The organism is Spirosoma arboris, from assembly GCF_009754945.1.
Lineage (GTDB): Bacteria > Bacteroidota > Bacteroidia > Cytophagales > Spirosomataceae > Spirosoma > Spirosoma arboris.
The window spans coordinates 52,670-77,521 of sequence record NZ_WPIN01000021.1 but is presented as its reverse complement, the minus strand read 5'-3'; the positions used below and the strand labels follow the sequence as shown (position 1 = coordinate 77,521).

Sequence of the window (24,852 nt, the reverse complement as noted above, 5' to 3'; positions counted from 1 at the left end):
AACAATATAATCTATAGTGCCTGATTTGAAGCATAAACCATACGTGGTGTCACATCCATTGAGATGCGACACCACATTGGTCAAAAGGCTTTTGGTTAAGGGAGTGGTATTTCCCAACAGTTTGCCTCCTCTGGCCAATTGCAAATATTTCTCTCTCTATCCCAATGTGTGCCAGGGGCACAATCTTGATGAACCCACACTCTTTGACCTCCGCTCTCGTTGCATTCAAAATAATGATCACAACTATAAGGGTCTGCAATTGTAGCCCCGGTCTGATCACATGTTGTGTTTTGATACATAATAATTAAAATTAAAAGTTAGGGAAAACGATAATTGAAAAGAACAGTAAGCCATACGTCTATTGCGACGCTAGCTATTCTATGCCGTTTGATGTAAGTGTCCTTGACGCCCGCCTACCACCTTCTACGCCAGAGTCATAAGCCAATGCGCAGTCTCAAATAGCAAATAATTTCTGCAAAAATGTGACATATAAATATAATCGACTTCTCAATTCGTTCCAAATGCTACTCAATTCGTTGCATAGAGCAAAAAATAGGCGTTTAATTGTTGCACACAACAATTAAACGCCTGCGCAAAAATCTAAAAATCAACTACTTATCAATTGAACTCGGAGAAAATCCAAATTCTCCCTGAAATGAGGTAGAAAAATGGCCGGGGTTTTTATAGCCCGTTTGCCAGGCCACTTCCGAGACGCTGAGGTCGGTTGTTTCTAACAAGAATTTTGCCCTGTCAAGGCGATAAGAGCGAATGAAATCGGAAGGCGATGTATCCATTAGGGCCTTCATTTTTCGGAACAGTTGGGAGCGGCTCATACCTATTTTCTGGCAGAGTTGTGGTAAAGCAAAGCCTTCATCAGCGAAGTTTTCCGCTACTACTTTCGTCACCTTTTGCACAAACGCATCTTCCAGGGCAAAGGCTTCCTCTGGCTCTTGTTCAATAACCGGTGCTGGTACCTCAATGAGGTTGTTTTTTGAGAAATGGGCAATTAATCGCTTTTGTTTGGCTACTAACATTTCCAGACTTACCAGCAGTTCTTCCCTGTCGAAGGGTTTAGTCAGGTAGACATCCGCACCGCGTTTCAGACCAGCTATTTTGGCATCAGTACCCGCTTTGGCGGTTAGCAATATAATTGGAATATGACTGGTACGCTCGTCGTTTTTTAAGGTATCACAAACCTGATAGCCGTCTTTTTCTGGCATCATCACATCACTGATGATGAGGTCAGGAATAGTTGAGAGTGCCTTTTCGATACCGACTTTTCCATTGTAAGCCACATCCAACTGGTATAACCCAATGAGGCAGGTTTTCAGGTAAATTACGACATCGGGATTGTCTTCAATCAGGAGAAGGTCGGGTAACGATGTATGATGTAGGGTAGGTGATGTGTGTTCCTCAAGTAACAAGGCTGCGTGGTTTGATGTAATCATCTCACCTGCAGGGGGGGGGATTGCCGTTTGCCGGTCACTTATTGAGGACTTTGTTGTCACTGGCAAGCGAACCATAAACGTTGTTCCTTTGCCAAGTTCGCTTCGTACACTGATTGCCCCTCCCATCAATTTGACTAATTCCTGTGCATGGGCCAGGCCAATTCCGGTACCTTCGCCCAGACGCGTGTGAGAGCCATCTACCTGATAAAAGCGGTCGAACACATAAAATATGTCTTTTTCGGCGATGCCGATGCCCGTGTCCCGAACCTCGATGATCAATTGATTTACATCCTCAGTCAGCCGAACCATTATATCGCCACCCGATGGAGTAAATTTGAGCGCATTGGAAATCAGGTTGATCAGCACTTGTTTCAATTGTTCGGCATCATAATCCATCATCAGTGACTCCAACGTGGTAAAAAAACGAAGTGAGAGGTTCAGACTATTGGCGTAAGATTGGAACGATTCGATTACATAGCGTAGGTAAGGCGCTATGTTACCAAATTGCATATGGAGCTGAAACGATTTGTTTTCGAGTTTAGACAGATCGAGTAGTTGATTAACGAGCCGCAGGAGGTTTTGACTGTTGTTTTCTATTAGCCTTGTTCCTTCTTCCAGGTGTTTTTTCGGCTGGTCCCGGATTTGACCGATCATGCCGAGGATGACCGTTAGCGGAGTACGGAATTCGTGCGTAAGGTTCGTGTAGAGTCGACTCTTAAACTGGTCCAGTTCTTTCAGGCGATGGGCTTCTTCCTGCCTCAATTGCAATTCATTTTGGAGCAGTAGGCGTTTTTTCAAAAACGAATAGATGGCGAAGGCAAGGCCAGAAAGAAGTAAAAAATAGGTGAGGTAAGCCCACCAGGTAGCCCACCAGGGTGGATATACCACTACCTTCACGGCCAGTTCATTTGGGTGCCACCGTCCACGACTATCCCGCGCTTTTACCCGGAAAATATAGTGGCCACTGGGTAAGCTGTTGAATCGGGTAAAGTTAAATTTGGAAGGGGCTGACCAGCTGTTTTTATAGCCCTCCATTTTATAGCTGTAGAATATCTCTTTGGGATTGTCGTAATCCGTCAGTGCATACTCAAACGTATAGGACCAGTCCCAATAGTTGAGATGGATTTCGGGATTTCGGGCAAATTTGGTTTCTCGCAGCACAGAGTCCCGCCTTTCATCTGTGTATTCAAACGAAGAAAGCACCAATTGAGAACCCTGATCTCGATACGTCTGTATGACCTCTTTAGGGAAAAAGGCATTGATACCCCGCATACCGCCAAAAAACATCCGGCCATTGCGGGCTTTAAAATAGGACTTCCGGTTAAACTCGTTGTGCGTCAGCCCATCTTCTTTAAAAAAATTGACAAATGTTTTAGTAGCTATATGAAAACGGGAAAGCCCGTGGTTGGTACTCAGCCATAGGCAGGAATCACCCTCAGTCAACATGCCACAAATAAAATTATTGGGCAAACCGTCATCCATTGTATAGTGATTAGTAGTTCCGTTGATAGGATCAACCTGAACCAGTCCGACATCAGTGCCCAGCCAAAGTTTTCCTGCCGAATCTTCCTCAATGGTCATAATACGAGAAACAGGCAGGCCCCACTTCTTAGGATCGAACCAGTGCTGTTTCTTCGTTTTTGAATCATATTGCAGTAATCTTCCATTAAAACCGATCCATAATTTTCCGCTTTGGGTACCAAAATGGAGGGCTTCGGTCTTATTAAAAACCCGCTCTGGCAGTTCTAGTTCTTTAGTCCAATAAAACCCAGTTGTCGATTTATGTAAGCGATACAACAGGTAATGGGAAGCCCACCAGAGCGTTCCATCTTTTTCTCTGGTAAAAAAACCACTATCTGAAAAGGCATTTTCACGAAATGGACTCGGTACCTTGCTTACTTTGCCTGATTTTGGGTCTAATAATTGCCATCCATTTACCCAGATTTTATCCCCTTCTGCAGAGAGATCGAATAAACTAAGCAGAGGGGTGAACGTATAGAATTGCGATGTTTTTTTGTGGATACGATCAAATCGCGCTATCCCATCATAATACACTCCATAGACCCTTCCCTGATTATCCTCGGTGAGTCCTCTGAAACTATAGTGTGCATTGGTCTGATTTAACCCATCAAAATAGGTGTCAAATGGATTGGTTCGGGGCGTTACTTTTAGTAGACCCAGCCGTGTGCTTATCCAGACAACACCGCTTTTGTCATGAAATAGACCCATGAAATCATTTCGATTAGGCATAAGTCTTTTCAATTCATCTTGAAAATTGTACAATGTATCGGCTGAGGCATCATAATAAATGAGGCTTCTATCCAGCCCACATGCCCAGATACTGCCATTTTTTTCCAGAATAAACTGCCTTAAAGGATTGCGGCCATTGCCTAAAAATCGACTGGCGGGATGTAACACGAACCGGTTTTTAGTTTTATCCAGCTTATAAAAAGGCTTGTCTAGCGGCAGGATTACTAGCTCATTCGATCCAGACTGAATCCAAAGATTAGCATAGCTTGTACAAATGGTATTCAATGGTGTTGCCAGCGTAACCTTACCTGATTTGCTGAGGTGATACAGTGTGTCCTGATAGTTGATCGTGTAGTCGAACGCATTGGCAAAGTTCCAGTAATAGGTGTTGAGTAATTGGGGGTATTTTGTTGAAAGGAGCGGGGTGACCTGACCGTGTTTAGAATCCCAGGCATGGGGGGAACCAGAGCCTTTTCGCACTTTGGTCACTACAATATTAGCTTGTTCTGGACTTGTCCAAAGCCGACTTCCATCATTCTGGGTGCCTTTCTGTTTAAGTTGCAGGCGTTGCCAATTTCCTGTTTTTGGATTAAACAGGAAAGGAAAATGCTCGCTCCATACGAACAGTAATGAATCTTGCCATGAGGTTAAGCCCGATAAAAATTCCTTCCCAGTCGATAATTCCTTTGGGGCTGGATATACGACAAAACTCCGCCCATCGTAGCGATGGATTTTACCATCATTCACAAACCAGATAAACCCCTGATCATCTTGCGTGACTGATGATGTGTTATTACCTGCTAATCCATCTGCTGTCGTAAAAAACTCAAACGTTGCCTTTTGTGCTGTTGCGCAAAAGGAGATAAGCAATAGTAGCGTATGAGTCAGGATCACCTTTCTCATTTACTTCTTTCCTGTAAGTATATTCGGTGGGCATTTCATAAAACACTACAAGGTTAACAAATACCCAATTGTTACCAAAAAAAAACTTACATGAAAGTAAGTAACAGAAGCCGATGATAAGGTCGGTTGGCGTAGGCATTAGAAGGCTTCCACTATTTAAGTCACGCTGACAGGACATCGCTTTATCGGATACGAGTGGCCTTGGCATCGAAAATAGGCTTGTGTTTTAAGCCGCAGTTTCGACGATTAAAGCGGTCATTTTCCCAACTCATACGTTGCTTGTTGCAGCCCAAACCGCTCATCGTTGAGCAGGCGGCTTTGATGAACCAATTTTGGTCCATCAAACAACAACTAACGAAAAACATGCTACACTCAGTTCGTATTCTATCAAGTGCTTTTTTACTTCTCATAGGCAGCCTATCTATACTAACTGCCTGCACTAAGCAACCCGTTGACCCCAAAAATCCAACAGGAGTTGATCCTGGCACATCCGGTCAGGATGGCTATTTAGTCGGTAAAGTGACTGACCCACAGGGTAAACCATTACCTAAGGCAACGGTTTTTGTTGATCATACGGTCTTTACGGGCGATGGTCCCGAAGTTAAGACAGCCGCTGATGGCGCCTATAAGGTTCAAATGGTCGACTTTGCGGGTGAATGGATCGCCAAAGGGTATATTCTGAAACAGTATAATGATCGCGTCTATAAAATTGATCTCGATCCTGAAAACGATGCCCCATTTACGAGCACTGAAAAACCTGTTCGCAATTTCCAGTGGAAACTGACCGGCCATATCCCCGACTTAAGCCTGGATCTCTATTATGGCGGCACAATGGAAATGTCCCGGGACCTGAACGCCGATGACCTTTGGGATAACGAGAACATTGAATTTACGTTGACGCCAGTTGGGCCACTGATCGACGGGTCAACGGGTAAGGTGTTGAAACTACAGGCCAAGAAGCGTTACAACGATACCATAAAAGATATTCCGATGGGGCGCTATAAAGTCACGGCGGTCTATAAACCAACGGGCGAGCAACTGTTGGTTCGTAACGCCTGGGACTTTAGTGATGAGCTTGTCTACGAACCATCAGTGACAATGGATTTCTTGGGAACTGAGTCGGCTACCCGCTTCAACAGCATGAGTGTTGGCTATACGAATCGCCATTAATTAATGTAGCCTTTTTTATCGCCAATTCTACTTTTTTCGCCATGAAACTCACCAAGTTTTTATCCTTTTTAATTCTGAGTGGCTTTTTCGCCTGTCAGAAGCCAACGGATGCCGTTAATCCTACTGATCCTGCTCCGTCTGTGCCTAAAGATACGACCACCATTCAGGGTGTTGTGTATGATAAAGGTACTCCCGTGGGAGAACCTGTCCGAAAAGCAATCGGACCTGAAGGGGGCACATTGGCCTCAGCCGATGGAACGCTTACATTGACGATTCCGGCGGGTGCCGTAGCGAAGACCACCACATTTACGGTTCAACCCGTTACACCGACATTACCAGGCCTGATTGGTGGCTTATCGTTCCGACTCCTGCCTGAAGGGCAAACGTTTGCTCAACCGGTTAAACTTCAATACCATTACGATACCACCAGCCTGGACGGAACTTCTTCACAGTTATTATTTATGGCCTATCAGGGCAGTGATGGTTACTGGAAGGCATTGACAAATACAGAACTGGACGAATCGGCTCAAACACTGACCGTTACGACAAAACACTTCAGTGACTGGGGCGCCTTTGCCGAATATTATATGACAGTCAATCCGTATGAAGTAATGCCGGGGCAATCGGCGAAGTTTACCATATCGATGTATGACATAAAATTAAACAAAGACTCGGGCGTCGAGAATGCCGAAGAGGTCTTCCTGGCGCAGCAACATGCGCTGCAAGATCCTGGCAACATCAGAAACTGGCAACTGTTTGGACCTGGGGGATTCAATGTGGATGCGTCCAGAGTATCGGGCACGTATTTAGCCGCAGCTAATGTGGTACAGGGTTACGCAACGGTAACGGTTGAAATCTATAATTTTCTGCCCCCCAGCCAACAACCTCGGAAAGGAGCTGCCGGAAAAGCGATTATAAAGCGAGCAATTCATATTGGGGGTACGTATTTCCGGGCCATATTCGATGGGCAAACGTACGACTGTGACAATTTTGGTTTGATCGACACGGGGGAAGGGTATCTCATTCAGGGCAATCTTACAAATACAAAAGGGCTTTCATTGAATCTTCACGTACAGTCAATCCAGGTGGGATCGTATCCGTTCTATCAAGGAGGGGCTGATAATGAAGAGCATATAAATGGGAAAGCAATTGTTGCTACGGTTGATTTACTAAATCCTCAACCCAGTAGCTATCACAGCTATTACTATGACTGTAATAATGATGTCGCATCGCCTGGGCATGTCACCATCACTAAAGTAGAACAAGTGAATGGGCAAACAATCGTCACCGGGAGCTATACCGCGACACTTTATCAGGTCAAAGGTTTCTGTCCAGATCAGACGGTATCAAAAAAAGAAGTTCAGGCTGAGTTTAGAGCAGTAGAGTTTTAGGCATAAAAAGATGCAGGGATTACGCCACTCAATTCGTATTTTGGGCTATTAAACAACCTGCTATGCGATTTATACCTTTCCTCATTCTGCTGCTGGCCAGTTTAGGCCACTTGCCCGCTCAATCAGTAAAGTCAGCAAACAACCAATTCGATATTCTTATCCGTAATGGACTGATCTATGACGGATCTGGTCAGCCACCTCATCAAGGCGATGTGGGCATCCGGGGTGATCGTGTTGTTGCTGTTGGCAAACTTCCCAATGCAAAGGCCGCTACGGTCATTGATGCTAAAGGTAAAGCGGTAGCGCCCGGATTTATCAATGTGTTGTCGCACACCGGATTAGAGTTTCTACGGGATGGCCATTCTATGAGCGACACCAAACAGGGGATTACGACCGAGGTTTTTGGCGAAGATTCGTGGGGGCCTCTCAGTACCGATGCCATGCGTCAACAGGTTAATCTCTATTTGAAACCCTATAATCTGACCTGCGACTGGACGACCCTGGCTGAGTTTATGACGAAACTACAGAATAAGGGCATTACGTCTAACATTGCATCCTACCTGGGTGCTTCACAGGTTCGTCAGGTTGTATTGGGTGAGAACGACGTAAAACCAACGCCAGCGCAACTAAACCAGATGCGGGCTATTGTTCGCAAGGCAATGGAAGAAGGCGCTTTAGGCATTACAACAGCGCTGATTTATCCGCCTAATTCCTTTGCCGATACGGATGAACTCGTTGCTCTTTGCCAGGAAGCGGGCCGATATGGTGGCCGTTATATTGCTCACATTCGGAGCGAAGGAGATCGGCTTGAAGAGGCTGTGGATGAGTTGATTACCATTGGTAAGCGAGCAAATGTACCGGTCGAACTTTACCATTTCAAGGCATCGGGGCAGCGAAACTGGCCTAAAATGGAATCGACAATTACGTTGATTAATAATGCCCGGAAGCAGGGACAGAATGTAACGGCCAATATGTACACGTATACGGCAGGAGCCACCGGTCTCACATCCTGTCTGCCACCCTACCTATTCAATGGTGGATTTATGGCGGGCTGGAAACGATTGCAGGACCCTGCTACCCGTCAGAAATTGAAGGCCGAAGTACAGCAAAAAGGCAAGGACTGGGAAAACATGTTTCAGCTAGCTGGATCGACAGATAATATTCTGCTAACCGCTTTTGAAGTTGATTCGCTGAAAAAATACAATGGGAAAACGCTTGGTCAGCTAGCCACGATCTGGCATAAAGATCCTATCGAAACCGTGATGGATTTGATCGTTGCTGATAAGAGTCGGGTTGAGACGACGTATTTTCTGATGTCGGAGGAAAATGTAAAAAAAGGCATCAGTCAACCGTGGGTATCGTTTGGTTCGGATGCTGCATCCATTTCCGAAGACCGCAAAGACAATGGCATTGTTCACCCCCGAACATTCGGCAATTTTGCCCGACTACTTGGTAAATACGTTCGGGATGAACATGTTATGTCGTTGGAAGAAGCTATCCGTCGGTTAACGAGTTTACCCGCCACCAACCATAAATTACCCAATCGGGGGGTGCTGCGTTCGGGCTATTTCGCCGATGTGGTCATTTTCGATCCGGCCACCATTGCTGACAAAGCAACCTTTGCCGATCCATTTCAATATTCCGTAGGTGTTCAGCATGTACTGATCAACGGGAAGCTTGTTCTGAAAGATGGTGAACATACCAACGTTTTTCCAGGGCGGGCTATCTGGGGGCCAGGCAAGAAGAAAAGTACGTTATGACGAAGAGTTTTTGACAGGATTTACAGGATAAGACAGAATTTTTTTAGGTATAACTAATCCTGTCTTATCCTGTAAATCCTGTCAAAAATCTATCTAACCAGCATTAAGCTTCCCCGAATCACGGGTTTTTGTGGTACGGTGTGTAGCGTGAAAGCATACAAACCCACAGGTAAAGAAGTACCGTTCAGTGTACCATCGAAGGGGTGGGTATATCCTTTCCCTGATGAATAAATTACCTCTCCCCAGCGATTGAAAATAGTTACGACAGCATCTGGGAAAGCTTCAATACCGAACAATTCCCAGGTATCATTGAGGCCGTCACCATTGGGGCTGAATGCCTCAGGTACGTACACCCGAGGGTAGACTGTAATATGAATGGTGTCTTTGGCTTCGCAACCCGTGCTGTTTTTTACATTGATGGTATATGTAATATCCTTCTGAATGTCCCTCACTGTCGGGTTCGCTACTGTAGTGCTGTCTAAATACGTAGCTGATGCCCATAGAAACTGATTGGGATTTCCCGTATAAACCGGATTCATCGTGAACGTATTACCCGTATAGGTGGTCATGGAATCGGCCAGTTGGATAGTCGGTATGGGGGCGACGACGGCGATTCGCGTGGCTACTGTACCGGCACATTCAGGAGCGGCTTTCACGGTGTAGGTCACAGTATGATTACCAATGCCCGCCAGCTTGGGACTGAATTCGCTACCGGTTACACCTGGGCCGGCAAATTCGCCACCCGGTGGCGTACCTGCGAGCGAATACGCAGGTACATTAGGACCGCAAACTCCCGGAATGGAATCGAAGGTGACGACTACTGGCGCAAGCTGAGTGATTTCGACAGGCGCTGACGTGCCTTTACAGCCAAAAATGTCGGTGGCGATAACTACGTAAGTCGCAGCTTCTGTGGCCACATATTGCGAACTGCTACTACCTACTTGAGTATCATCTTTTTGCCAGTTATAACTAATGCCGCCACTGGCATCTAGCCGTAATGAATCATTTGGACAAATACGATTAAAACCCGAAGCCGATTTAATAACAGCCTGAACAGCTGTCGAACGCGCAATTGTAGCCGTATCGGTATTGGCCTTACAACCTAACGTTTTGTGCGTTAGTACAGACCAGTATTTGCCTGGCTGGTTTGTTTTCATCGAATCAACCGATGGTGCGCTCGAAAGAAGCTGCCCATCGCGATACCACTGGTAGGTTACATTAGAATCGTCGGTAGCATAGAGCGTTACTGTACCTGTTGTGGCACATAAATGCCCACTTGTCGATACTTTCGCTTCATTTCCAATAACGGTGATGGCCAGAATATTCGAATTGCCAACCTTACTGCAAACTACTTTCTGCGATACGACTAATGTATACTCACCGGACAGGCGTACCGTTAGCGTTGGGTTCGTTGCTCCTGGAATATTAATACCATCCCGGCGCCATTGATAATTCCAACTGGTATCGACCGCAGCCTTAAGAATAGCAGAATCGCCCTGACAGATGGTCGTTTTCGTTGCCTTAGGCATATTTAGAATCTGGACAGCTGGATCGGGCGTGGTTTGGGGAGGGCAATCAATAACCAATAACTGAAAATCACGCCTTACTTCACCAATTTTTATGCCGTTACGATATTCTTCCACTTTCACAGCAAAGACAAATAAGCCCAATTGGGTGGCCGTAACGGATAATTGGCCCGTCTGCGCATCTATGCTCAATGGAGGGCTTCCCGGAATGGCATTATCGGGGCCAAAACCCGATAGCCATGTCACATCAGGATAGGGGCCTGACGACACCGCATTCGTTAGCGTACTCTGCTGATTGAGCGGTGTTACCATTGAGTACCGAAGTTCATCACCGTCGGGATCCGTGCCGCCAAATGGGAGTCTGAACGGGTCACCTATGCAGACGTACTCACCATTTATGGTGCCAAAGTGAGGAGATGAGTTTGAGAATGCTTGCCCATTTTGTACGAGAGCCGGAAATTCAAGATAAAATGTAAAGCCTGTCTGGTCAGGAATGCTGATATTATTGATACCCGCGTTCCGGTTACGTGTCTGATACGACATATAATAGCCTTGCGTATCGTTATAGTTACCAGGACTGAGCTGAATATCGGCCTCGTAAGTAAGGACAATAAATTTTAGATTACGTTGAGCCGCGCAGAATTCGTTGGCGTAGATAATCGGAACACGAGTACCAGTCTGACGAACTGTAAAAGACATCATCTGCACATTATCGCGTTGGCGAAAAATACCTAACACGCCCGTAGTTTGTTGTATAGCAGCTCCCCGTGTTCCATCCTCTAAATAGTTGGTGACGGTAATGTGGAAATGCCCAAATACATCGCCTATTGCTCGCATTTCGATCTGTCCGCCAACCTGGTGAGATGCCAGCACGACCAATGGAGAACTTAATGCAAAAAGCCAGACTAAAAGTTGAAAGGTAGAAAAACGCATAAACAAGTCGCTCTAAATCTCCTGGTCATTCTCTCTTTACGACTGTAATGGGTGGTACTTCTTGGGGTACTAAAGTGTATTCAATACTAAAAAGGCTAACAAGTTACTGTTTAATTGCAGAGTAGATCAATAGTGACTTACTCAAGTATCAGCTAAAGTAAAGTTATCCAGAAATATACGCACGCTGTTCTCCCTACCACTATTATGGTTGATAATCACTAATTGGTAATTAATAGGATACTAAGCGATTGGGTATTTATAAATAATACGCTGAATAATTCTAAAATGTGGCAACTTTTAATCTGATATATGAATAAACAGGGGAGGGGCAAGAAGGCGTTTATGGAACTCTATGCAGAATCAGATTATATTTTGCCAAATTTTCTCAAAAAGCCGTGCATTGCCTGGATAGCTTACTAAAATCTTGCCACGGCTTTTTGAGAAAATTCGATTTATGGGTTTATTAATAGCCATTGTTGGGGATCTTCGTTGCCAACAAAATAGCGGCTGGCCAATGATGCATTCAGACTGCCAGAAGCTCTCAGTAGCATGTCGGAACCTAATTTCCCGAATTGGTTAAGATCATTTAGAACAATGGCGACTCGGGCGTTCTGAGGCAAAATCGGCCCTGAATTGGCCTGTGGGAGCCAGTGTTGAATGAACCAGTGCAAATCCGTCGGATTGAATAACCGCAGTTGCCTTAGGTCGATCAACCATCGTTTGACCTGGTGACGCTTGGCTAATGCCAGAATCGCCAGCGATCCATCCCGAAAGCTTTCGCTGCTTGGTAAGCCTACCCATGTTTGCTGCAACAGGTGTATACTACAATCAACTTCCACCATGACATGCTCATTCTGGTAGGTTTTCATACGAACTCAATCAGGGTGAATTAATCGGCTAAGGGAGGAGTTTGGGTGAACTGATCAATATAGGCTCGCTGAAGTTCGGCTTCGGCAAAGCGATAGGCATACATGAACTTATCATTCTCCTGTTGAATGATACCCATGTCTTCTAGTTTCACGACATTGTTCCAAATGCGTTGCAGGCTACCGTAAAATCCGTCTTCGGACTGCGATAATAAAACTTGTAGCGCAGGTTGTGCTGTGGCTTGTGGCTGACTTGTCTGGGTGGCTATGTGCGTACGTTTCATTGGGTGAGCGATTCAGGTTATCCGCTGTTTCACGGTTTAAAAGGTAACGTACAGCTACATCATCGAATACGGAGGTTTGGTGGTCTGGTCTTACCGTTGCTTTTAGGACTTTTTAACAATTTAACGAGCTGCCTTTTAGTCGTTCTCAATTCCGAAATAGGGCCATTTGACGCTTAATAATGCCTATTTTTAGCTCAGAACGGCTTATTTGCTTCTATTTACCTGTACGAGAAAAAGAGTCGTTTCGTGGCCTGACCGTTGCAACGTTGCAGGAAGAAAGCGTTGGATTGATGGCGCAGTCGGATCGCGAAGTACTGATCTAAACCCTCACCAGAATTCGTTCGTCAGGAATAAACCCATGTCCATCCGGTCGATTCTGCCCTTTGTCCGCTTTTGGTTTCGGGTTTTCGGTTGCCTTTACACCTTTGTAGTGTTAAAAGCAACCTCCATGAAATCGTACAGTTTACTTATTGCTGCCACATTATTAGCGTTCAATCTGCTAACGCCTGCTCAGGCTCAATTTCCTGGAATGGGTGGAGCTACGCAACCCAAAGCCCTGCCAGGCACAGCAGGCGACCAAAGCCCTAAAGGAACCGCTAAAATAATCGGTTCTATTGTCGATTCGACGCAAGCGAAGGCGGTCGAATTTGCCAGTATCGCACTCTATAATAAAGCCAGCGGGAAAGCGGTAGATGGAACCGTGGCGGATGAAAAAGGAAAGTTCGCCCTGACGAAACTAGTAGCAGGCGAGTATAGGGCGTTAATCACGTTCGTTGGTTTTAAGAATAAAACGATCGATAACCTGGTTCTGGCAAACGGACAAAGTTTGGACCTCGGTGTCATTAAACTGAGCTCTAGTGTGAAAACACTCGACGAGGTTACTGTAACTGGACAGGCTGCTCTCATTGAAGAAAAAGTGGACCGTCTGGTTTATAATGCCGATAAAGACATCACGGCTAAAGGTGGAGATGCGACCGACATTCTGCGCAAAGTGCCGATGCTCACTGTGGATCTCGACGGTAATGTTTCGCTGCGGGGAAGTTCCAATATTCGGGTTCTGATCAACAACAAACCCAGTACCATTGTTGCCAGCAGTGTTTCTGACGCACTCAAGCAAATTCCTGCCGATCAGATTAAAACTGTAGAGGTAATTACGAGCCCGTCGGCTAAATATGATGCCGAGGGTTCAGGCGGTATTATCAACATCGTTACCAAAAAGAACAGTTTACAGGGACTTAATTTGAACGTGGATTCAGGGGTTGGTAACCGGGGCTCCATGTTATCGCTGAATGGCAGTTATCGTAAAGGCAAGGCTGGTTTTACCATTGGCGGTTTCGGTCGCGGTATCTATAACACCATCACAAAAACCAACCTCGATCAAACCAGTGAGGTAAATGGGGTGTCTACGCTGACTCGTCAGACGGGTGATGGTACAAGCCGGGGATTGTTTGGGCAATATAATTTAGGGTTTGACTACGATCTGGCTAAAAACCAAAGCCTGACCGCAGGTGTACGGTATGGCGTGCGGAATATGATCAGCCCACAGGATCTGGTTACCCAGCTTTTTACGAACGGAACACCTAGCTCAGTTTCTTACCGGAATGTAGATACCAGAAACCTGTCGGGAACGGTAGATGCCAATATCGACTACCTTCATACCTTCAAACCTCAGCAGGAGTGGAGTATTTCGACACTGTATAGCCGGAACGATCTGACGAATAATTTCAATGCCGATCTGCTCAACGGCACGGGTTCGTTAACTGGCCGTCAGCAGAATTTGAATAAAAACGTTAACCAGGAATTTACGCTACAGACTGATTATCAAACACCTATTAAGAAAAATCAGTTGATCGAGTTTGGTGCGAAAGGGATTATTCGGCAGGTAAACAGCGATTATCGTTACTTACTGGCCGGACCAACGGGAGAATTTACGACAGAAAAAAATGGTACTCAGGGATCTCTGTTGTATCACCAGAACATTGCTGCCGCATACAGTTCATACACTTACACGACCAAGAAACGGTATACGCTGAAAGGCGGACTTCGTTACGAACATACCTTTATTGACGCTAGTACTGAAAAAGATGGAACCCTTGGCATCGGTAATTATGGTGTATTAGTTCCGAGTGTGAATGCCTCGAAAACATTTAATGGAACGACCGTCAAACTCGGGTATAACCGACGGATTCAGCGTCCTGGACTCCAGCAGTTGAATCCGAATTTTAACACGGCCAACCCCCAGAATATTACGATCGGTAATCCGTCTCTTCGTCCTGAACTCACCAACAACTTTGAAGTGGGCTTGAGTAAAACGATCAAGAAGACATTTATCAATGCTACCTTCTTCGGACGGGTAACGAACAATGCGATTACGCAGGTCAGACAACCATCTGATACCTTGGCGGGTGCAATTATCACTACCTATCAGAACATTGGTCGTCAATATGCTTACGGTACCAACACATTTGCCAATGTGGCCGTGACCTCGAAAATTAATGTTGGTGTGTTTTTGAATTTATTTTACACGAGCCTAACCGGTCAGACAACAAATGCTGATGGTGTTTCCGAAAACCTGACCAATACTGGTTTTAACCTTAGTGGAGGAACATTTGCCAACGCACAATTTGGCCACGGCTGGGGTGCTCAAGCCTTTGGATTTATGCAGGGTTCGCAGGTGCAATTACAAGGGAAGCAAGGTGGTTTCGGGTTTTACACAGTGGGTATCAAGAAGGATATCAATAACAAAAAAGGAAGCATAGGGCTAGCTGCAGAAAACTTCCTCTCGAATCGGTTTAATATCCACACCGTGTTGAATTCAGCTCAATTCAATCAGGTAAACGATGTGTATCTCTACAACCGGGGTATTCGCCTGACATTCAGCTATAAGATTGGGAAGATGACCATGGATGCGCCACGTAAAAAAGCCAAGTCGGTTAATAACGATGACGTAAAGAGTGATGGAAACGGTCAGACCCAATCGGGCGGTGGTGCTCCTGGTGGCGGAACACCGCGGTAATTAAGTGATATTGCGGTCAAAAACGAATGAGAAGAGTTTAAACAACCCTTATAGTAAAATGAAAACGAACAAATTCCTGGCTGCTGCAGTAGCTGCCCTTGTATCAGTAAGTGCTTATGCTCAAACAGTCGACGAAATTGTTGACAAACACGTTGCCGCTCTGGGTGGTCTGGATAAACTAAAAGGGATAAATACGCTTATCGTAGAACGATCTCTTTCGGTACAAGGCATGGAAATACCCAGCAAAACGACGATGGTAGTCAATAAGGCGTTACGAACCGAATCGTCGGTGATGGGGAATTCAATGATTCAGGTAGTCGACAACGGTGGCGAAACCGGCTGGATGCTACGCCCAACTATGATGCAGGGAACAGGCGAACCCGAAGACATGCCTGCCGATCAGATTAAACAACAAAAAGGTCAGCTAGACCCATTTGGACCGCTGGTCAATTACAAAGAAAAAGGCAATAAAGTTGAACTGGTGGGTAAAGAAAAAGTAGATAAAAAGGACGCCTACCATTTGAAAGTGACAACCAAAGATGGTCAGACGGTGGACGAGTATATTGACGCCACCACCTATATGATGACTAAAGTCAAATCGACTATGAATGGTCAGGATGCCGAAATTAGTTTTTCAGACTATAAAGCCATAGATGGTGTCCAGTTTCCCAATACCATGGAAATCGCGAACGCACAAATGGGAGCGATAACCATGTCTACCACCAAAATTACGGTCAACCCTAAAGTAGACGAGTCTGTATTTAAAAAACCAGCGAAGTAAGGCGATACTGTTTCAGGTCGTTTATTGAGAAAGCCACTCCACATCGGAGTGGCTTTCTTTTTTGCATTGAAAATTAATAGTTCGCTAGCAAATAGAGGTGTTTTATTAAAAAGGACCCTGTGTCGGGCGGATTATTTATGAGCCGACATTGTGGTAGTTTGACGATCAAAAGATTGATTTGTGAGACGATAAGTTGCGACAGCTTTGACGACATATTGCAAATGGTTACGAAGGTGAAACCAACAGCTCATAATAGGGGCGTTTATTGAAGCAGCAATCAATAAGGGTATCTATCACCTACCTGGTTTGGAACCAAGAGTTGGGGTCTATTGGGCAAAACGATTAATCCTTGAACTGAAGCATTATGGATGCCATATATCGACTATATTCATGTTTAGCTATAGCAGTAATCGCACTTACTATACAAGGATGTCCGTCGGATGTACCCGTCAATAATGCTCCTGCTGGCTATGCCTATGGAACTTTTGAATGGGACAGTACTATAACCCCTACTCGTGTATTGACTCCTGGTACTATCGGTTATTCTTAGAAACTTAAAGTTCGTAGAAATGGGTACAATGATATTGCCCCCGCCAGTATTTCTTTCTACCGAAATGATATACTTCAACGACGTTATTTTGAACCAGTAGGAGATAGTGCTGAAGTTAAGGAGTTGAATAATAAAAATGTACTTATCAAGTATATTCTTTCTAGATCGGGTTCGACTTCTACGACAGCCTACATTCACTATAGAGTTGGAATGACTGACAAAGCGACGTCATTAATTGTGAGTGAATTTCTAAATCCTTATTTGAAACAAGCTAATACGGTTCATCATTATTATCGTATGATAGCTATTACGCCAACCACATATCCTCATAATAATTAAGAAAATCACTGACTAAAGTTGAGGGTTTCTTCGATTCTTCAAGACTAGCAAAACAAGCCTATAGGATTTAGTGCCTGCCAGCCTTTTTGTTTCCATTTATGGGTGCCCATTTGATAAGTACTAGTGTCTTAATCCATTGAATGTAGCTAACCTCCTAGAGAATAAAAAGGAAATTCCGGCGTTAAATGTGGATTCTAAAAAAAACTCCTAACTGAGACGAAGAATCAATCACAGATTTGACCTTAAAGGACCAGCCATCGTCGCGAGCGTTTAACAAAACAAAGGATGGATAAGTACTTATTATTGAACCAACTGTACAGGGTTTGTGTCAAGCGTTTTCTGTGGAATACGCGTCAATGATGGATACCAACTCGATCAGGTTATCTATTATGTAATCCGGCGATGTGGTTTCCAATTGCTCGCGGGTATGTGCGCCTGTAGTAATGCCAATACAAGCAATGCAGCCAGCATTTCTGCCTTCCTCAATATCAATGATCGAATCGCCCACTTTGATCACGCTTTCCCCATTCTCAATGCTAAAATCATCCATTGCATATACTATCATATCCGGGTTGGGCCTGTTCTTGGCAACGTCAGTAGCGGTAACTAGCGCGTCAAATTCCCGGCCTTCTTCCCAACCCAATTTCGTGAGGATAGTTTCGGCGGTCTCCCGGTTGTAGCCCGTGTTGAGTACCGTTAGTATATTCCGTTCCATTAGGGCAGAAAATACCTCAACTGCATTTGGTTGCGGCAGTATTTCCAGCGTGCTATAGGCCTCGGCTAATTCACCGATAAAAACCTGATAGATCGTTTCTGCCAGTTCTGCATCGGTATTATCAACATACGTGCTTAGTACAGACTTTATCGCCTGAAGCTTTTCTTTACCGGCCCCTTGCTCAAGCACCTGGTCGAGCGTTACGTCAAAACCAAATTGGTTGATGGCTTTTTGTACAGTTTTGTAAACCACATTATTTTCGTCAACTGTAGTTCCTGCCATATCAAAAACCACCATTTTTATTTTGTTCTCCATGCTGCGTTTGTGCGTTTGAATGAATTCGTAGTGAGTGATTAATTTAGTTTAATGCCAACTCGTATTGGCTTGTGTTCATGTGCAAATTTGAAGGCTTCCTCAACTTCCACCAGCGCATATTCTTTTTCAACCAATTCGCTGAAGGCGTATTTCTTATAATTGGTTTCGATAAATGCAGTTGCGTTTACGAAATCGTCATAATTATAATTGTGCAATCCTTTGATGGTTAGTAATTTACGGACGACCTGTTGAGCATCCACGTCTACCGGTTTTGCTGGATATACTGCACCTATCCATATCGCGCTGCCGCCAAGTGCTAAGGAATTTAAGCCGGATTTCATGGCATCGGGGCTACCGGTCATATCAAATACTACATCGACTTCTGGCCAGGATGGGGTAGTGGTAGCCAGATAGGTTTCATCCGTGCCGAACTTATTGCCCCAATCCAGTCGCGATTCGTCCGTATCTACCAATCCAATCCAGCTGGCCCCTGCCTCCTTACACATAGCCGTACAGGATAGGCCAAGCAAGCCCGCCCCGAATACCAGCACCTTTTTACCGGCGATGTCACCCGCAACCCTCAGTGCTCCGGCAACAGTAGCATGGGCGCAACTGATCGTAGCCGCTACGTTTAACGGAATGTCGGTTGATAGTTTAATAAATGCCGTATTCGGACGCAAAATGCAATAGTCGGCAAGACCGCCATTGAATACATCATTGCCACTGGCTGATGTATGTCCATATTTAAATAGTTGATCGCTCTTTTGCGGCATATCCTTCCTGGGAGGTTCTACATGAGTCGGTACTGCGAAAATAGACCAGGTGATTCTGTCGCCCAGGCTAACCGGTTGGCCCCTGAAATCGGTAACGGTTCTCCCTTCCGGCAGCCAAAGAATATCACCCACAATCTCATGGCCTAATACTACGTTTGGCGGTTCCTGGCGACGACCACAATACGTATGTATGTCACTACCGCAAAGGGTGGTATATAAGGTTTTTACCAATATCTCTCCATCATTGATCGGCGGAATTTCCGAAGCAATGATCTCAAACGGCTTACCCGGCCCCTTGAATAGAGCTGCTTTGCCCGGCGGGAAAATTGATTGTTCGCTGTTCATTCGTATGTAGTTTGAGCCTGAAATACACATAGCAAAATAGAACGATCAGCACACTCAACATGCCAAAGCCGACTGCTAGTTTCAAGAAGATGGATAGGATTGATTCGCCAATCGGGGTAAAATAACGTAAGATGAGCAGCCCGATATAACCAGTATAGCCCACAGAATCAACAATATACATTAGAAAACCTACAGTAGCTCGTTCGCGGGTCATGGCGATGAGCCGTTCGAACACGACCGCGTGTACGGCGACATAAGGCAGGTATATCCCCAAGCCAGCCAAGACCATGAATTGGAATTTCCCAAGACCATTATCCAACCCTAAAACGGTCACCAGTAGCAAACTGAAGCCAACGAGATTCGTGAATAAGGCAAAATTGAACGCTTTGCTATGATTGCGAATCAAAAAAGCTAAGCCTAGTATAACGATTACACCAAACGATACAATCAGCTCTGACGTGGTAAATAGAGCTGGTGTTTGTGTATATCCCAGGCCACTCCAAAGTTCAACTGCAAAATCAGCTCGTATGCTACGCAGAAGGGTAGCGAACAGATAGATGAGAATAATGCCCAGAAGACCTGGCATATACTTCCGAAAGAAATATGTACGATCGGCACCGGTCATTGGCAACCGTGCCGACCGCTTTTCAATATCCGCAGCAGAGGGCAGCGGTACAACTGATAGCATACCTATACATACAAGTATAGGCACCATAAAAATTAAGCCCGCCAGAAAGGGCATCCAATTTTCGGATATACCCCATGAAAGCAACATGGCCCCAATCGATTTGGAAACACCATCCGACACGATAAAGCTGGCGCATAAGCCTGCAATTAAAAACTCCGTATTCTTGCGGCCCTCCACAAAGCTAAGTACCAGCCCAAATATAACGCCCAGTGGTAACCCATTCAGCAGCATACAGACCATACTCCATGGGCGGGGAGTAATACCAAAGAACAGAAGCATTAATTCCGCAAAGCCCATCAACAGTACGATGGCGCGAATGCGTTGCTCTGGTTTTATTTCGGATACGAATTTTATGCCGATCCATTTTGCCGCAACATAGCCAACGGTTTGCGCGATGATCAGCAGGAATTTATAACTCACACCCAAAACCAACACATCCTTGAAGGAAGCCGCTGTGTAGGGTTTTCTGAAACCATACATACAAAAATAGGTGCCAAACGCAGCGACAAGCACCCAAATAGGATTGGTAACGATTTTTTGCAAACGGAAATTGATCTGCTTAGCCATACAAGCCAGGTGCTCCTTGAGGTTCGCTAAGCTGAGCAATATTTATAAGTATCTAACCCGATTTGTGTTAAGCTTTGGTTAACTCAACCAATGATAATGTTGTCGTAACAAATAGGTAATAGTAGCATACGATGCTACTGAATGAGCTGCGGTGGCGAATTATCTCCTTTTCGGTAGAAGCCCCGATAATACCGCAATTTCTGCTTTCTATACTAGCTGGTAATTTTTGAGACTAATGTACTTTTGCCTGAAAACTCCTTTACCTGTTATGATTCGAAATCGCTGGTTGTTCCTGTTCCTTTTACTTTTACTATCGACCCCTCTGTTTGCACAAAAGAATCTAAAGATCTGGTACAACCAGCCCGCTGCCGTCTGGACGGAGGCTTTACCAGTCGGTAATGGGCGCATCGGCGGAATGATCTTCGGACGCGTGGATGAAGAATTGATTCAACTAAATGAGAGTACACTCTGGTCGGGCGGACCGGTTAGTGGAAACGTCAACCCAGAAGCACCCACTTATCTGCCGCAGATTCGGCAGGCGTTGGCGCAGGATGACTATAAACAGGCAGTGGCCCTGGCAAAGAAAATGCAGGGGTTGTATACCCAATCGTACATGCCGCTGGGTGACTTGATTTTAAAACAGGACGTTAAGGGTGCCAAACCCTCGGCCTACTATCGGGATTTGGATATTCAGAAAGCTGTTGCCACAACGCGGTTTACCGTAAATGGTACGGAGTATAAACGGGAGATATTCTCTTCGGCCCCCGATCAGGCCATGGTCATTCGATTAACGGCCAGCAAGCCTGGGCAACTCAGTTTCGATGTTGCAACCCGAAGTCAACTACATGTTCAGAATGTAGGTAATGGAAACAGCGAGTGGATTATGAAAGGGAAAGCTCCCTCGCAGGTTGAGCCTAATTACTATAACCCAAAAGACCGGGAACACGTCGTTTATGAAGACGCAACTGGTTGTAAGGGAATGCGATTTCAGCTACGCATAAAGGCGTTGAATAAAGGCGGTACTGTGAAAACGGATACGGCTGGTATTCATGTTCGCAATGCCTCAGAAGTATTACTGTTGGTTGCTGCAACGACCAGTTTCAACGGCTATGACAAATGCCCGGATAAAGACGGGAAAGATGAAAATAGGCTGGCCGAAGAAATTATTGAAAAAGTATCCAAAAAAGACTATCTAACACTGTTAAGTAGTCATACTTTAGATTATCAGTCTTATTTTAATCGATTTTCGTTTCAATTAGCTGATTCAGTAACTACAAATCCAAACTCGAGCCTACCTTCCGATCAGCGTTTACAAGGTTATAGTAATGGAGCCTATGACCCTGGCTTGGAAACTCTGTTTTGCCAATACGGTCGGTATCTCTTAATCTCCAGTTCGCGCGTGACCGGTGTGCCCGCCAACCTGCAGGGAATTTGGAATAAAGAGCTTCGTGCGCCCTGGAGTTCCAATTACACGATCAATATTAACACACAGATGAACTACTGGCCGGTTGAGGTAACAAACCTGTCGGAGCTTCATCAGCCTTTGCTTAGTTTTATAGGATCACTGTCTAAAAATGGCGTAGGGGTTGCCAAGGAGTTCTACAACATGCACGGTTGGGTAGCCCACCATAACAGCGACATCTGGGCAATTGCTAATCCAGTTGGCGATAAGGGGCAGGGTGATCCGAAATGGGCCAACTGGAATCAGGGGGCAGGGTGGTTGTGCCAGCATCTTTGGGAGCATTATCGATTTACGGGCGACAAAACATTTCTGAGCGAACGTGCTTACCCGCTCATGAAAGGAGCAGCCCAGTTTTATTTAGACTGGCTCATTGAAGATAAGGATGGGTATTTAGTGGCGGCCCCATCGTTATCGCCCGAAAATGATTTTATTGATGAGAAGGGACAACACGCATCTGTTTCAGTAGCCACTACGATGGATATGTCGATCATGTGGGATTTATTCACTAACCTGATTGATGCATCAACTGCCCTGAATACGGATGCCGAATTCCGTAATCTATTGATTGAGAAGCGGAAGAAATTTTACCCGCTGCACATTGGTCATAAGGGCAATCTTCAGGAGTGGAATAAAGATTATGAGGACGTAGATCCCCAGCATCGGCACGTATCACACCTGTTTGGATTGCATCCGGGCCGGCAAATTGCTCCGGTCACAACACCTGAGTTTGCCACTGCAGCCCGGAAAACACTGGAACTCCGGGGCGATGCAGGAACGGGCTGGAGCCGGGCTTGGAAAATCAACTTCTGGGCGCGATTACTGGACGGCAACCATGCCTATCTGTTGCTAAGACAGTTGCTAAACTATACCAGTCAAACTGCAACAAACTATGGTAGTCGGGAAGGGGGCGGTACGTACCCTAATTTTTTCGATGCGCATCCACCGTTCCAGATCGACGGTAATTTTGGTGGAACGGCTGGTATGGCAGAAATGCTAATTCAGAGCCATTTAAACGATATTCATTTACTAGCGGCTCTGCCCGATGCCTGGAAAGAGGGTAGTGTGTCGGGTTTGAAGGCTCGCGGTGGGTTCGACATTGGCATTCAATGGAAAAATCACCGGTTAACGACAGCTACGATCAAATCGCTCAACGGAGGAATTTGTAAAATCAGAACTATGCGACCCGTAAAAATAAAGGGCATCCAGGCTGAATCGAAGCAAGCCAACCTGGGCTATATTACTTCATTTGCTACCCAAAAGGGTGCTAAATATGAATTGTTAGGCTTATGAGGTAGTCGTAAATAGGGTAAATCATTGATTGTCGATATCTGACACGTACTCATCCATAAAAAAGAGGGCAGACTCGTTAGATCTGCCCTCTTTTTATGTATGAGTTGATTCTGTTAATTCGGCTAATTTCCTGAGGTAAGAAACAATTGCACCTTCATTTGATCATTTGCCTTAAACTGATCGCCAATCGTTACCCGTTGCAGGCGCTGCTGTAGAGTGAGAGTGACTCCAGTCTGAGTTTCTGTTGGAATCGATATTAGAAGCGGCTGATTCGGGAGCTTTCGCTTTATAATCTGGCCGATATAATAAGTTAAATCAAATGTATAGGTATCGTAAAGGATTAGCGCACCTGGATCAGGACCAAACTGAGTGTCCTGAAGTCTGGTATAGGTCGCAATAGCTGATGTTGTACCGCCTGGGCCCCCAGGTAGGGCAGAAGGCAGAATATCGTTCTGAGTGTTGGTGAAAAAAAGTGCCAGATTAGCTGGTGGCGGACTATTATCTTTCAACGAATTTCGAACAGGGCTAATGACTAGCTGCGCTTTGTTAAGATCCGCAAAACCGTCGGGTCGGGCAAACTGATCCAGATATGGAAGTTCCAGGCGAGTATGAAGCAGAGCGCCCGGTACGATAAACGTTGTGTTGTTGGTTAAACGACTACTAACCGCATCGGATCGATTTTTCAGAGTGCTCAACGGTGTACCGCTAAGATCGTTGGTTATCTGCGAGAAATAACCTGCCGACATGGGAAATAAAATATTTGATTGTGTCAGATCGACATCCGTCGCATGATAATAGAGCCGCAATCCACTACCGGCGGCTACAAAACCAGCAAATGCATTTCCCGATGAATTACAATTAAAGGCAAAGCCTGGAATGTACTCGGCTAAAGTTGTTGCATCTACAATATCCCCATTGACCAGTTTGTTAAAAAATGACTGTTCAACATCGGCGGGCATCCGAAATGATATTTTCTTAGTCAGCGTCAGCGGCTGAGGAAGAACCGTTTTCTGGAAATAAGGCTTGCTGGAATACGCAACGGAATTCGTGTTGTAATAAGCCTGATAAATGAGTGGCTTGTTCAGAGTATGTACACTGATATTAAACGCAGAGGTTGTATCGCCATAGACAAAGGCATAGCTCATTTCCAGCACCAGCGAATCTAAGCGCTGATTGGTTTGCCCCAGAAAAGAATTACTGGCGTAATTAATAGCGGCAAAGCATCGTGCTGTCATTGTACCCGTTTGGGCGTCTGTCCAGCGGCCAACCACTATATTATTATCTCCCGATGTTAGGAAGGAATCCGGACGCATCACCGTTGAGGTTTTAAGCGTCAGCGTATCAACAGTTTGCACCGCCAATTCCTTTGGACTGATGACTGACTGCCCCACGTTGAGATCGCCCGATTGACAAGAAAATAGCACTATACCGGTTAGCAGTAGCAAACCGGCGTACCAGAGAGTACGCATAATCTAACTAA

At 45.3% G+C, this 24,852-nt stretch carries 17 protein-coding genes; 7 read left to right on the top strand and 10 right to left on the bottom strand.

What is annotated here, in order from left to right; genetic code table 11:
* Positions 1-95: 95 nt before the first annotated feature.
* The 3 genes from GO755_RS42245 to GO755_RS41085 form a co-directional block, all read right to left on the bottom strand.
* A complete protein-coding gene (locus GO755_RS42245; RefSeq protein ID WP_157590012.1) occupies positions 96-299 on the bottom strand; it encodes a chitin binding peritrophin-A domain-containing protein in 204 nt (67 codons plus the stop codon).
* Positions 300-611: 312 nt separating this feature from the next.
* On the bottom strand, positions 612-4,601 hold the full coding sequence (locus GO755_RS34585) for a hybrid sensor histidine kinase/response regulator transcription factor (RefSeq protein WP_157590011.1): 3,990 nt from the start codon (positions 4,599-4,601) through the stop codon (positions 612-614).
* 182 nt (positions 4,602-4,783) lie between these two features.
* On the bottom strand, positions 4,784-4,942 hold the full coding sequence (locus GO755_RS41085) for a hypothetical protein (protein WP_198175021.1): 159 nt from the start codon (positions 4,940-4,942) through the stop codon (positions 4,784-4,786).
* Positions 4,943-4,964: 22 nt separating this feature from the next.
* Here GO755_RS41085 and GO755_RS34580 point away from each other — a divergent pair, with 22 nt between their 5' ends.
* The 3 genes from GO755_RS34580 to GO755_RS34570 all read left to right on the top strand — a co-directional run bounded on the left by GO755_RS34580 (position 4,965) and on the right by GO755_RS34570 (position 8,922).
* Entirely contained in the window at positions 4,965-5,771 is an 807-nt protein-coding gene (locus tag GO755_RS34580; protein ID WP_198175020.1) for a carboxypeptidase-like regulatory domain-containing protein, read from the top strand.
* A 41-nt stretch (positions 5,772-5,812) separates the two neighbouring features.
* Positions 5,813-7,162, top strand: a complete 1,350-nt coding sequence (locus tag GO755_RS34575) for a hypothetical protein (RefSeq protein WP_157590010.1) — start codon at positions 5,813-5,815, stop codon at positions 7,160-7,162.
* A 62-nt stretch (positions 7,163-7,224) separates the two neighbouring features.
* Entirely contained in the window at positions 7,225-8,922 is a 1,698-nt protein-coding gene (locus GO755_RS34570) for an N-acyl-D-amino-acid deacylase family protein (protein WP_157590009.1), read from the top strand.
* An 89-nt stretch (positions 8,923-9,011) separates the two neighbouring features.
* Here the strand turns inward: GO755_RS34570 and GO755_RS34565 are convergent, their stop codons facing one another.
* From GO755_RS34565 to GO755_RS34555, 3 genes are all read right to left on the bottom strand, one after another.
* On the bottom strand, positions 9,012-11,381 hold the full coding sequence (locus tag GO755_RS34565; protein ID WP_157590008.1) for a gliding motility-associated C-terminal domain-containing protein: 2,370 nt from the start codon (positions 11,379-11,381) through the stop codon (positions 9,012-9,014).
* 452 nt (positions 11,382-11,833) lie between these two features.
* On the bottom strand, positions 11,834-12,250 hold the full coding sequence (locus tag GO755_RS34560; RefSeq protein WP_157590007.1) for a hypothetical protein: 417 nt from the start codon (positions 12,248-12,250) through the stop codon (positions 11,834-11,836).
* Positions 12,251-12,270: 20 nt separating this feature from the next.
* Positions 12,271-12,531, bottom strand: a complete 261-nt coding sequence (locus tag GO755_RS34555; RefSeq protein WP_157590006.1) for a hypothetical protein — start codon at positions 12,529-12,531, stop codon at positions 12,271-12,273.
* Positions 12,532-12,710: 179 nt separating this feature from the next.
* Here GO755_RS34555 and GO755_RS34550 point away from each other — a divergent pair, with 179 nt between their 5' ends.
* From GO755_RS34550 to GO755_RS34540, 3 genes are all read left to right on the top strand, one after another.
* Positions 12,711-12,854, top strand: a complete 144-nt coding sequence (locus GO755_RS34550; protein WP_157590005.1) for a hypothetical protein — start codon at positions 12,711-12,713, stop codon at positions 12,852-12,854.
* Between the two features lie 125 nt (positions 12,855-12,979).
* On the top strand, positions 12,980-15,547 hold the full coding sequence (locus GO755_RS34545; RefSeq protein WP_157590093.1) for a TonB-dependent receptor domain-containing protein: 2,568 nt from the start codon (positions 12,980-12,982) through the stop codon (positions 15,545-15,547).
* Between the two features lie 58 nt (positions 15,548-15,605).
* The gene (locus GO755_RS34540) at positions 15,606-16,328 is read left to right on the top strand and encodes an outer membrane lipoprotein-sorting protein (RefSeq protein WP_157590004.1); all 723 of its coding nucleotides are present in this window, start codon (positions 15,606-15,608) and stop codon (positions 16,326-16,328) included.
* 1,217 nt (positions 16,329-17,545) lie between these two features.
* Here the strand turns inward: GO755_RS34540 and GO755_RS34535 are convergent.
* From GO755_RS34535 to GO755_RS34525, 3 genes are read right to left on the bottom strand one after another with little or no spacing between them, the layout of a single operon-like run.
* A complete protein-coding gene (locus GO755_RS34535) occupies positions 17,546-18,247 on the bottom strand; it encodes an HAD-IA family hydrolase (protein ID WP_157590003.1) in 702 nt (233 codons plus the stop codon).
* A 38-nt stretch (positions 18,248-18,285) separates the two neighbouring features.
* Positions 18,286-19,365, bottom strand: coding sequence for a zinc-binding dehydrogenase (locus GO755_RS34530; protein WP_198175019.1), 1,080 nt, complete (start codon positions 19,363-19,365; stop codon positions 18,286-18,288).
* Positions 19,304-20,620, bottom strand: coding sequence for a DUF5690 family protein (locus GO755_RS34525; protein ID WP_157590001.1), 1,317 nt, complete (start codon positions 20,618-20,620; stop codon positions 19,304-19,306). The genes GO755_RS34530 and GO755_RS34525 overlap by 62 nt, the downstream gene beginning before the upstream one ends.
* Positions 20,621-20,888: 268 nt before the next feature.
* On the opposite strand from GO755_RS34525, the gene GO755_RS34520 reads away from it, so the two are divergent.
* Positions 20,889-23,372: a glycoside hydrolase family 95 protein gene (locus GO755_RS34520; protein ID WP_157590000.1), complete on the top strand. Its 2,484-nt coding sequence runs from the start codon at positions 20,889-20,891 to the stop codon at positions 23,370-23,372.
* Positions 23,373-23,494: 122 nt separating this feature from the next.
* On the opposite strand, the gene GO755_RS34515 is transcribed toward GO755_RS34520, so the two are convergent.
* Positions 23,495-24,841: a DUF4270 family protein gene (locus GO755_RS34515; RefSeq protein WP_157589999.1), complete on the bottom strand. Its 1,347-nt coding sequence runs from the start codon at positions 24,839-24,841 to the stop codon at positions 23,495-23,497.
* Positions 24,842-24,852 lie beyond the last annotated feature (11 nt).

Bases quoted from the DNA above. Each gene is read 5' to 3' on its own strand.
- GO755_RS42245 (WP_157590012.1), bottom strand. From the start codon at position 299: ATGTATCAAAACACAACATGTGATCAGACCGGGGCTACAATTGCAGAC.
- GO755_RS41085 (WP_198175021.1), bottom strand. From the start codon at position 4,942: ATGGACCAAAATTGGTTCATCAAAGCCGCCTGCTCAACGATGAGCGGT.
- GO755_RS34540 (WP_157590004.1), top strand. From the start codon at position 15,606: ATGAAAACGAACAAATTCCTGGCTGCTGCAGTAGCTGCCCTTGTATCA.
- GO755_RS34530 (WP_198175019.1), bottom strand. From the start codon at position 19,365: ATGAACAGCGAACAATCAATTTTCCCGCCGGGCAAAGCAGCTCTATTC.
- GO755_RS34585 (WP_157590011.1), bottom strand. From the start codon at position 4,601: ATGAGAAAGGTGATCCTGACTCATACGCTACTATTGCTTATCTCCTTT.
- GO755_RS34525 (WP_157590001.1), bottom strand. From the start codon at position 20,620: ATGGCTAAGCAGATCAATTTCCGTTTGCAAAAAATCGTTACCAATCCT.
- GO755_RS34575 (WP_157590010.1), top strand. From the start codon at position 5,813: ATGAAACTCACCAAGTTTTTATCCTTTTTAATTCTGAGTGGCTTTTTC.
- GO755_RS34515 (WP_157589999.1), bottom strand. From the start codon at position 24,841: ATGCGTACTCTCTGGTACGCCGGTTTGCTACTGCTAACCGGTATAGTG.
- GO755_RS34580 (WP_198175020.1), top strand. From the start codon at position 4,965: ATGCTACACTCAGTTCGTATTCTATCAAGTGCTTTTTTACTTCTCATA.
- GO755_RS34550 (WP_157590005.1), top strand. From the start codon at position 12,711: ATGCCTATTTTTAGCTCAGAACGGCTTATTTGCTTCTATTTACCTGTA.
- GO755_RS34565 (WP_157590008.1), bottom strand. From the start codon at position 11,381: ATGCGTTTTTCTACCTTTCAACTTTTAGTCTGGCTTTTTGCATTAAGT.
- GO755_RS34555 (WP_157590006.1), bottom strand. From the start codon at position 12,531: ATGAAACGTACGCACATAGCCACCCAGACAAGTCAGCCACAAGCCACA.
- GO755_RS34535 (WP_157590003.1), bottom strand. From the start codon at position 18,247: ATGGAGAACAAAATAAAAATGGTGGTTTTTGATATGGCAGGAACTACA.
- GO755_RS34545 (WP_157590093.1), top strand. From the start codon at position 12,980: ATGAAATCGTACAGTTTACTTATTGCTGCCACATTATTAGCGTTCAAT.
- GO755_RS34570 (WP_157590009.1), top strand. From the start codon at position 7,225: ATGCGATTTATACCTTTCCTCATTCTGCTGCTGGCCAGTTTAGGCCAC.
- GO755_RS34520 (WP_157590000.1), top strand. From the start codon at position 20,889: ATGATTCGAAATCGCTGGTTGTTCCTGTTCCTTTTACTTTTACTATCG.
- GO755_RS34560 (WP_157590007.1), bottom strand. From the start codon at position 12,250: ATGAAAACCTACCAGAATGAGCATGTCATGGTGGAAGTTGATTGTAGT.